This window comes from Paractinoplanes durhamensis, from assembly GCF_016862175.1.
Classification (GTDB): Bacteria; Actinomycetota; Actinomycetes; order Mycobacteriales; family Micromonosporaceae; genus Actinoplanes; species Actinoplanes durhamensis.
In genome coordinates, this window is sequence record NZ_BOML01000026.1 from 21,755 (window position 1) to 34,631 (window position 12,877).

The 12,877-nt window shown below is 68.8% G+C and carries 13 protein-coding genes; 8 read left to right on the forward strand and 5 right to left on the reverse strand.

Going from position 1 to position 12,877, the window contains the following annotated elements; translation table 11 throughout:
• Window positions 1-5: 5 nt before the first annotated feature.
• Complete coding sequence (locus tag Adu01nite_RS15510; protein ID WP_203727552.1) at window positions 6-647, reverse strand: dihydrofolate reductase family protein; 642 nt, start codon at window positions 645-647, stop codon at window positions 6-8.
• 139 nt (window positions 648-786) lie between these two features.
• On the opposite strand from Adu01nite_RS15510, the gene Adu01nite_RS15515 reads away from it, so the two are divergent.
• Both Adu01nite_RS15515 and Adu01nite_RS15520 read left to right on the forward strand, forming a co-directional pair.
• Window positions 787-2,406 (forward strand): cellulase family glycosylhydrolase, encoded by a 1,620-nt coding sequence (locus tag Adu01nite_RS15515; protein WP_203727553.1) that lies wholly within the window; start codon window positions 787-789, stop codon window positions 2,404-2,406.
• 127 nt (window positions 2,407-2,533) lie between these two features.
• Window positions 2,534-4,006 (forward strand): LmeA family phospholipid-binding protein, encoded by a 1,473-nt coding sequence (locus tag Adu01nite_RS15520; protein ID WP_203727554.1) that lies wholly within the window; start codon window positions 2,534-2,536, stop codon window positions 4,004-4,006.
• Window positions 4,007-4,053: 47 nt separating this feature from the next.
• Here the strand turns inward: Adu01nite_RS15520 and Adu01nite_RS15525 are convergent, their stop codons facing one another.
• A complete protein-coding gene (locus tag Adu01nite_RS15525; RefSeq protein WP_203727555.1) occupies window positions 4,054-4,524 on the reverse strand; it encodes a MarR family winged helix-turn-helix transcriptional regulator in 471 nt (156 codons plus the stop codon).
• A 59-nt stretch (window positions 4,525-4,583) separates the two neighbouring features.
• On the opposite strand from Adu01nite_RS15525, the gene Adu01nite_RS15530 reads away from it, so the two are divergent.
• Complete coding sequence (locus tag Adu01nite_RS15530) at window positions 4,584-5,690, forward strand: hypothetical protein (RefSeq protein ID WP_203727556.1); 1,107 nt, start codon at window positions 4,584-4,586, stop codon at window positions 5,688-5,690.
• Here the strand turns inward: Adu01nite_RS15530 and Adu01nite_RS15535 are convergent.
• The gene (locus Adu01nite_RS15535; RefSeq protein WP_203727557.1) at window positions 5,683-6,279 is read right to left on the reverse strand and encodes a TetR/AcrR family transcriptional regulator; all 597 of its coding nucleotides are present in this window, start codon (window positions 6,277-6,279) and stop codon (window positions 5,683-5,685) included. The genes Adu01nite_RS15530 and Adu01nite_RS15535 overlap by 8 nt on opposite strands.
• Window positions 6,280-6,348: 69 nt before the next feature.
• Between Adu01nite_RS15535 and Adu01nite_RS15540 the strand changes: the two genes are divergently transcribed.
• From Adu01nite_RS15540 to Adu01nite_RS15550, 3 genes are all read left to right on the forward strand, one after another.
• A complete protein-coding gene (locus Adu01nite_RS15540) occupies window positions 6,349-6,693 on the forward strand; it encodes a cupin domain-containing protein (RefSeq protein ID WP_203727558.1) in 345 nt (114 codons plus the stop codon).
• A gap of 62 nt (window positions 6,694-6,755) precedes the next feature.
• Window positions 6,756-7,382 (forward strand): TetR family transcriptional regulator, encoded by a 627-nt coding sequence (locus tag Adu01nite_RS15545; RefSeq protein WP_203727559.1) that lies wholly within the window; start codon window positions 6,756-6,758, stop codon window positions 7,380-7,382.
• A gap of 61 nt (window positions 7,383-7,443) precedes the next feature.
• Window positions 7,444-8,223 carry an SDR family NAD(P)-dependent oxidoreductase gene (locus tag Adu01nite_RS15550; protein WP_203727560.1) on the forward strand — a complete coding sequence of 260 codons (780 nt, stop codon included), beginning with the start codon at window positions 7,444-7,446 and terminating at the stop codon, window positions 8,221-8,223.
• On the opposite strand, the gene Adu01nite_RS15555 is transcribed toward Adu01nite_RS15550, so the two are convergent.
• A complete protein-coding gene (locus Adu01nite_RS15555; RefSeq protein ID WP_203727561.1) occupies window positions 8,216-9,250 on the reverse strand; it encodes an aldo/keto reductase in 1,035 nt (344 codons plus the stop codon). The genes Adu01nite_RS15550 and Adu01nite_RS15555 overlap by 8 nt on opposite strands.
• Before the next feature lie 64 nt (window positions 9,251-9,314).
• Between Adu01nite_RS15555 and Adu01nite_RS15560 the strand changes: the two genes are divergently transcribed.
• Together Adu01nite_RS15560 and Adu01nite_RS15565 are read left to right on the forward strand one after the other, a co-directional pair.
• Window positions 9,315-9,851 carry a TetR/AcrR family transcriptional regulator gene (locus Adu01nite_RS15560; RefSeq protein WP_203727562.1) on the forward strand — a complete coding sequence of 179 codons (537 nt, stop codon included), beginning with the start codon at window positions 9,315-9,317 and terminating at the stop codon, window positions 9,849-9,851.
• Between the two features lie 85 nt (window positions 9,852-9,936).
• The gene (locus Adu01nite_RS15565) at window positions 9,937-11,433 is read left to right on the forward strand and encodes a GGDEF domain-containing protein (RefSeq protein WP_203727563.1); all 1,497 of its coding nucleotides are present in this window, start codon (window positions 9,937-9,939) and stop codon (window positions 11,431-11,433) included.
• Between the two features lie 135 nt (window positions 11,434-11,568).
• Here the strand turns inward: Adu01nite_RS15565 and Adu01nite_RS15570 are convergent, their stop codons facing one another.
• The gene (locus Adu01nite_RS15570) at window positions 11,569-12,864 is read right to left on the reverse strand and encodes a hypothetical protein (protein ID WP_203727564.1); all 1,296 of its coding nucleotides are present in this window, start codon (window positions 12,862-12,864) and stop codon (window positions 11,569-11,571) included.
• Window positions 12,865-12,877: the final 13 nt, after the last annotated feature.

Below are 12,877 nucleotides of genomic sequence, written 5' to 3' on the forward strand. Positions count from 1 at the left end.
CTTCTCTACCGCGTGAAGGTCACGTGGGTCACGCCGCTCGGGGACGTGGCCGACTCGATCGTGAACCGGTCCTCGAGACTCTCCAGGCCGTCCCAGAGGCGTACGCCCCGGCCGAGAACGATCGGGACCAGCACCACGTGCAGGTAGTCGATCAGGTCGGCGGCGAGGAACTGGCGGACCGTCTCGGGGCCGCCGCCGATGCGGACGTCCAGGCCGCCGGCCGCCTCCCGGGCCTGCGCGAGCGCCTCGGCCGGGGTCGCGTCGATGAAGTGGAACGTGTTTCCGCCCTTGAGCTCCAGGGTCGGCCGCGGGTGATGGGTCAGCACGAAGACCGGCGTGTGGAACGGCGGATTGTCACCCCACCAGCCCTGCCACTCCTCGTTCTCCCACGGCCCCCGCTGCGGCCCGAACTTGTTGCGGCCCATGATCTCGGCGCCGATGCCCGGACCCCACCCCGCGGCGTACGCGTTGTCGATGCCCTCGCTCCCGCCGTCCTTGCCGTTCATCGACCGGAACGCGCGGGTCCCCATGAACCACCCCATGAGCCGCCCGCCGGCGTGCCCGAACGGCGCTTCGAGGCTCTGCTCGTCCCCGGTGGCGAACCCGTCCAGCGAGACCGCGAAGTTGTGCACCCGTACTTTCGACATCCGACAACTGTAAGCCCGTCCCTGCCAATCGAAGCGCTTCGATTGACATGTGTGGATAGCCGTAGGAACACTCTTCGGCAGGCACGGAGTCGGATTCACCGCCGGTTACCGCGCCCGATACCGAACGAGAGGAACATCGATGAGTTCGATCGTACGAAAGGCTGGGCTCGGATTCGCTGCCGCCGCCCTGGCCCTGACCGGAGCCGCCTACGGCGTGGCGAGGTCCGCCTCGGCCGACGTCACCGCCCAGCTGACCGCCTCTCAGCTGGTCGCCGACATGGGGGCCGGCTGGAACCTCGGAAACCAGCTGGAGGCCAACTCCAACGGCATCCCCAGCGAGACGGCGTGGGGCAACCCGGTCGTCACGCAGGCCCTCATCAACCAGGTGAAGGCGTCGGGCTTCAAGACGATCCGCATCCCGGTCTCCTACCTGGGCAACATCGGGGCCGCCCCCGGCTACACGGTCAATTCGGCCTGGCTGACCCGCATCGCCGAGGTGGTCAACTACGCCTACAGCCAGGGCCTCTACGTGCTGATCAACATGCACGGCGACGGCTACAAGTCGATCACCGGCTCCTGGCTGGTCTGCGACGCGGCCGACCAGACCACGATCAAAGCCAAGTACGCGGCGGTCTGGCAGCAGATCGCCACGAAGTTCGCGAGCTACAACGACCATCTGATCTTCGAGAGCATGAACGAGGAGTTCGACGGGCAGTACGGCACCCCGACCTCGGCCTGCTACTCGAACATCAACGCCTACAACCAGATCTTCGTGGACACCGTCCGCAAGACCGGCAGCACCAACGCCTCGCGCTGGCTGCTCGTCCCCGGCTGGAACACGAACATCGAGTACACCGCCGGCAACTACGGCTTCGTGCTGCCCACCGACACGAACCGGTCCAGCACGATCCCGAGCGCCGAGCAGCGCATCATGATCTCCGTCCACTACTACGACCCGTGGGACTTCGCGGGCCAGGAGGACGGCACGATCACCCAGTGGGGCGCGGCCGCGACAAATGCGGCGAAGAAGTCCACGTGGGGCCAGGAAGACTACATGGACACCATGCTGAAGAAGATGTACGACACCTTCGTCACGCGCGGCTACCCGGTCTTCGTCGGTGAGTACGGCTCGATCGACAAGACCACGTACGACTCGGCCAACAACACCTACCGGGCGAACTACGCGAAGGCCCTGGTGGCCACGGCCAAGAAGTACGGCGCGGCGACGGCCTACTGGGACAACGGCTACAACGGCCAGCACGGCTTCGGCCTGTTCAACCGCAGCACCAACGCGGTGACCCAGCAGAGCCTCATCACCGCCATCATCACCGCCGCCGGCGGCAGCACCTCGACCACTTCACCCACCACCGCACCCACCACGACGCCGACGACGGCGCCCACCACGTCACCCACCACGGCGCCCACCACCGCCCCGACGGCGGGCACCGGCGCCTGCAAGGTCACCAACGCGGTCAACGCCTGGAACAACGGCCTGACCAACAGCATCACCATCACCAACACCGGCACCACCGCCATCAACGGCTGGTCGCTGGTCTTCACCCTGGCCACCGGCCAGACGATCACCGCCGGCTGGAGCGCCACGTACGCCCCGACCAGCGGCACGGTGACCGCGACCAACGCCAGCTACAACGGCTCGTTGGCGGCCGGAGCCTCGGCCAGCATCGGCTACCAGGCCACCCACACCGGCAACGCCGCCGCCCCCACCGGCTTCAAGCTCAACGGAGCCACCTGCAGCTGACCCACCAAGGGTGGGCCGGCGCCACTCGGCGCCGGCCCACCCTTGCCTTGGGCCGACTTCGAGGTATCGTTACCCGCCAATGAGAACGTGTTCTAGTTTCTGACGATCTCTTCTTGGCGGAGGAGCGATGGCAGACGAAGGCAACCCGGCCCGGCCCTGGTGGTCGTGGCGGAATTGGGCCCACCGGCCGACCCACCGCCGTCGGCGACGGGTCACGATCGCGCTCGGCGGCCTGCTCGCACTGATCCTGGTGTTCCTGATCGTGCCGATGCCGTTCACGAACAGCTGGGTGAGCTCCTACGCCCGCGACCGCATGGCCGCCCAGATGAGCTGCGCCGGCAAGCCCCCGGAGATCACCGTCCGGGCCGGCGCGCTGCTCCCCCTGCTACTGCACCGGCGGCTGCCCGAGGTCAAGCTGACCATGCCCGACCTGACCGTGAGCGGGGTGGAACACGCCACCTTCACCGCCACCCTGCACGACGTGAGCCAGCCCGAGCCGAATGTCACCAAGGCCGGCAGCATGGACGCGGCAATCACCATCGGCTTCGCCAGCCTGCCCGATCCCCCGAAGGGCCAGCCGGTGCCCAAATACAGCCGGGCCGAGGACGGATCGCTGGCAATAGAGGTGACGGTCCCACCCGACGCCGCGAAGAACGTGCGCACAAAGCTCTACTTGAAGATGGCCATAAACGGCCACACCATAACGTCAACCCCACAACGCCTGACCATCTTCGGCCGTACGCTCCCCGCCGAGCAGGTGGGTTCCATGACCGGAGGCGTACGCAAACAGCAGTTGCCTTCATTGCCCGCCGGCCTGAACTACCAGTCGATAACGCCCGAGAGCGACGGCCTGCACGTGGCCTTGGCCGGCGTGTCGACAACGCCGCTGAACCAGCTGCCCACAGATTTCGCAGGCCAGACGGTTTCCTATTCGTCCCGAGACGGCCTGCTGGGCATCTCCACGTCGTTCGGCATAGAACCGATCATCAACATCCCGCTGACGATCTACGTAGAGCCCAAGTTGACCGGCAGCGCAATAACCATGCAACCAAGGTCAGTGCAGATCTTCGGCGCCAACCGCCCACCCAGCGACCTGCTGGCCAAGCTGGTCCTCTCCCAGATCAAGAGCGAGGACCTGACCCAGGATCTCCCCGCCCTGCCGGCGGGAATCCGCTACCGCTCGGTGCGGGTAGACGAAGGCGGCATAAAGGTCGTAGTAAGCGGCGTGACAGTCCAGCCCTACTCAACCTTGCCAAAACCAAAGGGCGCAACCACAACCTACGGCGCCGACAAGGGCCTACTGACGGTGACAACGGTGGGCTCAGCAGGCCGAACAATGCCGGTAAAGGTCTACGCAACCCCCACCATCAAGGCGAACAAACTGGAGATAACTCCCCAGAAGATCGCCATGTTCGACACGCTGTTCCCCGCAGCAGACGTGTTCGCCGAGCTGAAGCCGAGCAACACCGCATACGACCTACAGGCGCTGCCAACCAACCTCCACTACAAGAACGTGGAGCTGGTCCCCACCGGCATCCGCCTGAACCTGACCGGCAAGGACGTAACGATGGGCAAGGACCTCCTGGGCGCCGGCTGTTGAGCCCCGCACGCCCTAGCGGGCCAGGCGGTCCAGCAGCGCACGCGACGTCAATGCGCGCCCGGGCCACGTTCCTCGGCGATGGTCAGCAGCGCGCGCAACCGGTCCCATTCGCGGGCGCCGACGCGGGCGCGCCAGGCTGATTCGACCTCGGCCATCAACGTCTCGGCCGCCTCGACCACCCGCAGGCCCAGCGCCGTGGGCCGGACGATGCGCACCCGCTTGTCGGCCGGGTCGCGCACGCTCTCCAGCAAGCCGTCGCTCTCCAGCGCCGTGGCGAACTCGCCCAAGGACTGCTTGCTCATGTTGGCCACCTCGGCCAGGTCGCTGATCCGCATGCCCTCGACCGGGGTCAGGCTCAGCAGCCTGATGTGCGATGAGCGCAGGTCGCGCAGCACCGGTGGCAGGTCCGGCATCGATGTCGTCCGGATGGCATGGGCCATGTCTTTGCGCAGGCCGTCGAGGACGTAGCCGAGCAGCGCGTGGGTGTGGTCCGGCCGCGGGCCCTTGACACCGTTCATACGGTTACCTTACTTTTTCTCCAAGTAGGAAGGTAACCTGACGATCATCGGAGGGTTCCATGTCGTCTGAGCTCGCGGTCCTGCTCGGCGTACCGGAAAGTTCGGTGTCAGCCGCACTCGCCGACATGGTCGGCGTGCCGGTCGCCGTTGGCGAGCCGGTCATCGAAGAAGTGCCCTATGCCTTTGGGAGCCCGGCCACCGGTGGGCTCTGGCGCGTTCGCGGTGATGGCTGGTCTCTCTTCGTCAAGCAGTTGCAGCATCCCCGGCACTGGCCGGGCCTCGCGCTGATGCCGCCGGAGATCGCCAAGACCTTCGCCGCCGAGCTGCCGTGGCGGACCGAGATCGAGCTCTGGGATCCGCGCGTGCAAGCCTCGCTGCCGGCCGGCCTCCGCAGCCCGATCCTGCACCGCCTCGTCGAACTGCCGGACGATCGCATCGCGCTCTGGCAGGAGGACGTGCAGCACACGCCGCACACCGGCGACCTCGGCCAGTTCGAGAGGGCGGCCTTCCTGCTCGGACGGTGGAACGCTCGCTCCATGGCGCCCGACGTTCTCGCCGTGACCGACCATCCCCCGGGCTTCGCCCTCCGGATGTACGCCGGACGTGCGGTTCCGCTGCGCGGGCTCGGCCCGTTGCGCGACGACGGCATCTGGCACCACGCGTGGCTGGCCGATCATGCGGATCTGCGGAAATCCCTGCTCGAGCTCGCCCCGCACATCCCAGCCATGCTCGACCGGCTCGACACCTTCCCGCAGAGCCTGCCGCACGGCGATGCCAGCCCGCAGAACCTGTTGGTCTCACTCGACGACCGGGCTGATTTCGTGGTGATCGACCTTTCCTTCCGTACACCGCACGCTCTTGGATTTGATCTTGGTCAGCTCCTGGTGGGCCTGACGCACGCCGGTGAGCTGCCGGCGTCGATGTTGCCGCAGGTCAGCGACGTCATCGTGCCGGCCTACCTTCGTGGCCTGGCCGCCGAAGGCGTGGCCGGCGCCGACGCCCAGGTCCGCGACGGCTTCGCCACCTCGGTCCTGCTGCGCAGCGGATTCGACGGCTTCCGCTACGACCTGCTCGGCCGGGACGACGAGCTGTCACGCACGGCCTTCACCGAACGACTCACGATGGCGCGCTTCCTGCTCGACCAGTACCACGGCGCCGTCAAGTAGAGCCGCCTCGGATCGCCGCATCCAGCAGGGCGTGGGCGTTGGCCCGCACCGTGTCCGCGGCCTGTTCCCGGGTGTAGCCGGCGACATCGGTCAGCCAGATCAGCGTCTCGATGCCGGTCGCGGACCGGATGGCGACCGCGAGCCGGTGGATGTCGATGCCGGGATGGGTGTCCCGCAGCGGTGTGAGCGCCTCGGCGATCCAGCCGATCGCGCGCCCCTGGCGTAGCGCCGTCCGCTCGGCGGCGGGCTCCAGCGACAGCCGCAGCGAGGTCCGCAGCTGCGGTTCCCACGCGACGTTGTAGCTGGTGAACTCGGTGATGACCGCGTCGAGGCGGACGCGGGGGTCGGTGCTCGGATCGGTCGGCAGCAGTGTCTCGGGGGAAATGCTCGGATGCGCGGCGAGCAGGAGACTGCGCTGGTTCGGGAAGTACCGGTACGCCGTGGACCGTGAAATGCCGGCGTGCGCGGCCGCCTCCTCCACTTTCGGGGTCAGTCCGGCGTCGAGGAGTGCGCGAGCGGCGGCGACGAGCGCGAGTCGGGTTCTCGACTTCTGCCCGGCTCGGCCGGTCGACTCATATGGCGTCTCCACGTCGTGATGGTACGGTCGCGCGATATGGGACTGGAGTCCCATGAAGACTTCTCGCGGCGGGAGCCAGTAATGAGCCACGACGATCCGACCGTCACCGACCCGAGTCTGTACAAGGTGGTATTCGAGAACGACCGGGTGCGGGTCCTGGAGTACCGGGACGAGCCCGGTGACCGCACCCACCCGCACCGTCACCCGGACAGCGTGATGGTGACGCTCAGCGCCTTCCACCGGCGGGTCACCGCGGGCGATCGCAGCGCGGAGGTCGAGCTGGCCGCCGGCGAGTCCCGCTGGCTGGCCGCGCAGGAACACGTCGGCGAAAACATCGGCGACACCCCGACCCACAGCATCTTCATCGAGCTGAAGGAGCAGGGCGCCACGGCAGCCGAACCCTCGCTCGGCCCGGACGCTCCCTGACGCCTTGAAAAAACCGACCGGCCGGTATGTACATACCGAGCGGTCTGTTCTAGGCTCGGGGCATGACAGAAGGAAGAACCCCGGCGACAGCCAAGGGCGAAGCGACCCGGGCCCATCTGCTGCGCACCGCCGGGCGGATCTTCGCCGAGCGGGGCTATGCGGCGACGACCCAGAGCGAGCTGATCGCCGCGGCCGGGCTGACCAAGGGTGCGTTCTACTTCCACTTCCCGAGCAAGGCCGACCTCGCGCTGGCCGTGCTGCGCGAGCAGAAAGGGCAGTGGCTCAGCCAGGTGGGGCAACGAGTCCTGGCCGAAGCCACCGCCCTGGAGCAGCTGCGCGCGCTCGTGCCGGCGATGCTCGACCTGCACGAGCGGGAACCGGCCGCCTGGAGCATCACCCGCCTGACCCGCGAGCTGGCCGCCGACCCGGCGCTGGCGGCCGAGGTCGCGAAGACGCCGGCCGAGTGGGTCGCGCTGATCGCCGACATCGTCCGCCGCGGCCAGCTGAGCGGTGATCTGCGGTCCGGGCTGGAGCCCGAGCAGGTCGCCGCGGTGCTGGTCGGCGCGTTCGACGGCATCAAGGATCTGACCGACGTCCTCGAACCCGGAGTCCAGGGCGGCCCCGCTTTCGCTGCCCGCATCCGCACCTGCCAGTCCCTCGTGGAGCTGGCGTTGGTCGTGCCCCGCTGAGCACGGCATTTCCCTGCCCGCAAAACATACCAACCGCCCGGTTTTACCTAAGGAGATCACCATGCAGTTCACCGGACAGACGACCCTGATCACCGGCGCGTCCAGCGGCATCGGCGCCGCGTACGCGAAAGAGTTCGCCGCCCGCGGCGCCGACCTCGTGCTCGTCGCCCGCGGCGAGGAGCCCATGCAACGCCTCGCCGAGGAGATCCGTTCGCAGTACGGCCGCAAGGTCGAGGTGATCGCCGGCGACCTCGGGGTCCCCGGCGCCGCCGACTGGCTGGCCGGCCGCGTCGCCGAGCTCGGACTCGACATCGACGTGCTGGTGAACAACGCCGGCTTCGGGCTGCACGGTGAGCTCGTCGAGGCCGATCCGGCCCGGCTGACGGCTATGGTCCAGCTCAACTGTGTGGCGCTGGTCGACCTGACCCGGCGTTTCCTGCCCGGCATGGTGGCCCGCCGCCGGGGCGCGGTGATCAACGTGGCCAGCACGGCCGCCTATCAGCCGGTTCCGCACCTGGCCGTCTACGCGGCGACCAAGGCGTTCGTGCTGTCCTTCACCGAGGCGCTGCACGCCGAGGTGAAGCCGGCCGGGGTGCGGGTCCTGGCGATCAGCCCGGGCGCCACCGAGACCCAGTTCTTCGAGGTGGCCGGGGACAAGGCCGCGTTCGGCCGGCGCCGGGACGTGCGACAGGTCGTCGCCAGCACGATGCAGGCCCTGGACCGCGGCCGCCCGAGCCGGATCGACGGCGTGCTCAACGCCATCGTGGCCAACAGCAGCCGGTTCGCGCCACGGCGGATGGTCCTCGCGATGGGCAACCGCACGTTCGGCACCATCAAATAACCGGGACAAAAGCCGGTTCCAGCAGCGTACGGTCCCCGTCGGCACCATGACTCAGGGCCGCGGCGACGTCCTCGTGCGGGGTGCCGAGCCGAACGGCACTGACCTCGTCCAGCCGCCGATAGTGCTGCTCGCCGAGCTCGACATGCAGCGACTTCAGGTACTCCGCCAGCTGGGCCGGGGTGCGCGGGCCGACGATCGGGACGAGGCTGGTGGGGGCCAGCGCGGCTTTTCTACGCAGCCAGGCCAACGAGACCTGGACCGCGCTGACGCCGAGCTCATCGGCAACCGCCAGCACGGCGTCGACGACGGCGGTGCGCTGCGCGGAGCCCTCGATCGCGTCCCCCCGGGCGCTCAGCCGCCCCTGCTCCCCCTGCCGATACTTGCCGGTCAGCAATCCCCCGGCAAGCGGGGAATAGAGAACAACACCAAGCCCATGTGCGTACGCCATCGGCAGCAACTCCCGCTCGGCGGATCGCTCGGCCAGGCTGAATTCCGTCTGTACGCCGACCAGCGGGGCCAATCCGCGCAGGTCGGCCCGGACAGCGGCGCCGGCGACCCGCCAGGCCGGAAAGTTGGACAGCCCGCCGTGCCGGATCTTGCCGGCCCGGATCAGGTCGTCGAACCCGGCCAGGATCTCCTCGATCGGCGTGCGGCCGTCCGGGAAGTGCGGCATGAAGACGTCGACGTAGTCGGTGTCGAGGCGGCGCAGGCTCGCTTCGAGGGAGCGCACCATGACCTTGCGGCCGTTGCCGGTGGTGCCGGGGCGAGGCTGGGCCTGCCGGGTCCCGCTGTACTTGGTGATGACCACGAAGTCGTCCCGGTCCCGCCCGAGCAGCTCGCCGAGCACGGTTTCGGCATGCCCGTCCTGATAGATGTTGGACGTGTCGAACGTGGTGCCGCCGGCCTCGACGAACCCCGCGAAGATCTCCCGCGCGGCACCCGCGTTCACGGTGTTGAAGTTGGCCGTCCCGAGCGCGTACTCCGACACCCGCAGTCCGGTCCGGCGCCCGAAGGTCTGGTAGCGCATGGCAGCTCCTCAAGATCGCGGTAGGCTGCCGACAGTAACACGCAAAAAGAGAGGTCACTCTTTTATGCCGAGGGTCAGCCAGGCGCATCTCGACGCCCGCCGCCAACAGATCGTGGACGCCGCCCGCGCCCGGTTCGCCACCCACGGCTTCGCCCACACGTCGATGGCCGACATCATCACCGAGTCCGGCCTCTCCAACGGCGCCGTCTACCGCTACTTCACCAGCAAGGAACAGCTCGTCATCGCGGTCTGCGAGCAGGGCACCGAAGCCCTGCCGAAGGCGCTCACGCCCGAGGCGGTGGCCGGCTTCCTCGACTACATCCGCACCCGGGCCCGGGACACCAACCACGCCCAGCTGGTAGCCCAGATCTACGCCGAAGCTTCGGTGTCGCCACCGCTGGCCGCCGTGGTCCAGCGACAGCTCGCCGCCATGCGGGCCGCGGTCGCCGAGCTGGTGCCCGGCCCCCGCCGCCCGCAGGCCGGCCAGATCGCCGAAGCTTTCGTGGCCCTCTGCATCGCCTACAACCAGCAACTGGCCATCCGTGGCGACCTGGACCCGGCCCCCTTCACCACAGCCTTGATGGCCATCATCAAGGAGTGATCTCTCCTTTTGTGAGGCCAGGCAAAGTGTTCAGGAAGGCCCCGGTCGCGCCGATACAAGGGGGATGCTGCAGTGGACGCTTTCGGTGCCGAAGTCTTTGGCCTTGGCCGCCGTCGTCGGCGTGGCGTTTCAGGCAGTGATCACCGTGGCCCCCGCGGGAGTGGTCGCTCCGGTGGTCTACGCGCTGCTGGCCCTGATGGCCGGCGCCGCCTCGGTCGGGCACGTCTGGCAGGCGCGGGAGCGTCGCGGGCGGCTGCGGCTGGGCTGGTCGGTCGCGGTGGCAGCGAGCGGCATGTGGAGCCTGGCCAACCTGCTGTGGTTCCTTGATCCGTCATCGAGACCGGATTCGGGCGTGCTGAGCCCGGCCAGCTATCTCGCGACCGCCTCCGGGGTCCTGGCGCCCACCGCACTGCTGCTGTGCAGCCCGGCCGAGGGGCGACTCGCTTCGCGGCTGCGGCGGATGATCGACGGCGCCACCATCGCCGCCGCACTTGCGCTGCTGGGCTGGCAGCTGGTGCTCCGGCAGATCTTCCCGGGCATCCATGCCGACACCCGGGCCGCGGTGATCGCGGTCCTGGCCGGCGAGTTGGTCGCCGGAGCGTACGCGGTCGTCGTGATCGCCCGCGCCCGGCCGTCCGAGGGCAACAGTATTGCGCTGTGGGCGTCGGCGCTCGGAACGCTCAGCCTCTTCACCGTGCTGGACGCGGCCAACGCCGCGCTCGGTGACGACCGGTTCAGCAACGGCGTGGGCGGCGGCTACCTGGCCGCGACCCTGCTCCTGGTCGCCTGCTGCCGGACCCCGCTGCCCTCGGTGTCCGGCCGGGCCGAGGGCGAGCAGCCGGGTCCGTTGCGGGCCCTGCCGTACCTGCCGATCGGTCTGGCCTTCACCACCGCGGCCCACCAGCAGATCGCCGAGGGCCGGGTCGACGCGCTCTCGTTCTGGGTGCTGCTGAGCATGGCGGTCCTGGTGTTCCTGCGCCAGTTCCTCCAGCTGCGCACCATCGAGATGCTGATCGAGAAGGTCGAGGCGCAGCGCCGGGACCTGGCCCACCAGGCCACGCACGATCCGCTGACCGGTCTCGGCAACCGCACCGCGCTTGCCGAGCGCGCCACCGCCCTGTTCGACGGCGAGACCACCCGCCACGTCGGCGTTCTGATGCTCGACCTGGACGGTTTCAAGCCGATCAACGACACCCACGGTCACTCCGCCGGCGACAAGGTACTCCGCGCGGTGGCCGACCGGCTCCGCGCGCAGTTACGCCTCGACGACCTGGCCGTACGCCTGGGCGGCGACGAGTTCGTGATCCTCCTCGCCGACGTGCGGGACCAGGCCCACGCGGCCGAGATCGGCGAACGGATCCTGCGCTCCCTGCGCGCGCCGCTCGACCTCGGCCCGGCCGCCGTCCCGGTGCTGGCAAGCGCCGGCCTCGCCGTCGGCGCAACCTCGGACACCAGCTTCGAGGACCTGCTGCACCGGGCCGACGCGTCGCTCTACACCGCCAAGGACTCCGGCAAGAACGTCCTGCGGATGGCCGAGCTCTACCGTGCTGGGCATGACGGAGTCGGATTGGCGGGCCGTTGATGGTGCTACGACAGCATGGTGCGACGCATCCTCGTTGATCCGGGCCTTCGGCGTTCAGTCCCCGCAGTTCACGACGGGCGGCCACGTCGTCCGCGGGCCGTGGGGACTCCACGACCCGCGTCGCCCGATGACCGTTCAGAGGGCGGGGACGCTGATCACCTCGCTGACGGTCCGCTGCCAGCCGAGCTCGCCCGGATAGACCGCCCGCCAGGAGACGGTCTGCGGCATGCTCACGCCGGTGACGCCGAACTCCCACTGGTCGGTGAACGTCTGGTAGGTCTGCCAGCCGTCGACACCGTCGGCCGAATACTGCAGCTGGACGTCGAAGTGCGCGGGGGCCTGGCGGTTCGTGAAGCCGAACCGTCCGTGCACCGCGATCAGCCCCTCGCTGTCACGGGCGGCCGTGAAATCGGAGAAGGCCGACGGCTGGTCGACGATGACCAGCTTGGACGCTCCGAACCCGGCCTGCACATATGGGTCGACGCCGCCGTCCGCGGTGTACTCGAAGTGCGACACGCCGATGTAGGTGCCGGCGGACGGCGCGTAGGTGTAGGTGAAGCGGCCGTCCCCGCCGGTCACGACCGAGGCGATGTAGTCGCAATGGTCGACATCCGGCTGCGTGCACCGGAGGACGAACGCGGTGACGTTCGGCATCGGCACCCACCTGCCGCCGGCCCGCCACGTGATGCGGCCCGCGGCCGTCACGGTCTGGCCGTAGTCGATCCTCGTCCGGTCGACCGCGACCGTCACCCGCACCGGCCGGGGCTTGATGGTCACCGGATACGTGTCCGAGGTGGAGGAGATCAGCCCGACGCTCGACGAGTTGAAGATCGCCTGCAGGAACTCGCTCTCGTACGCGATCGTGACCTCGGCCGTGAACGAGCCATCGGCCTCGGTGGTCGCCTCGCCGTAGTTCGCCAGGCCGTAGACGACCAGGTAGACGCCGCCGACCGGAATGATCTCGTGGGTGCCGGGATAGCGCCCGAGCAGCTTGCCCCGGACCGTCACCGACCGGTGTTCATAGGTGGTCGCCGTGCGGTCCAGGGTCACGCCGTCGAAGTACGACGCCACCGCGTAGTTCAGCGAACCGATGCCGTCCGTACGCACGTGGTGCCCGTCGGCGTCGGTCACCTCGACATCCACCACGTATTCGCCCACCGCGTCCAGCACGAGCGGGACGCCCGCCCAGACGCCGTCGGTCGCGGTCCCGGACCGGAGCGTGAAGGCGCCGGTGCTGGCGACCTCCGCACGGGTGCTCGGGTCGAGGACGTGCGCGGTGATCGCGGTGATGTCGCTGCCGGACCGCGCGGACACGACAAGCGTGTCGTAGGCGTTGTTGTCGTAGTCGCTGTGCGCCCCGGTGACGACCGGTGGATCAGCAGCCTGCGCGGCGGCCGGAGCCACGGCCGAGGCCATGATGCCGGCGCCCACCGCGGCGAGAATG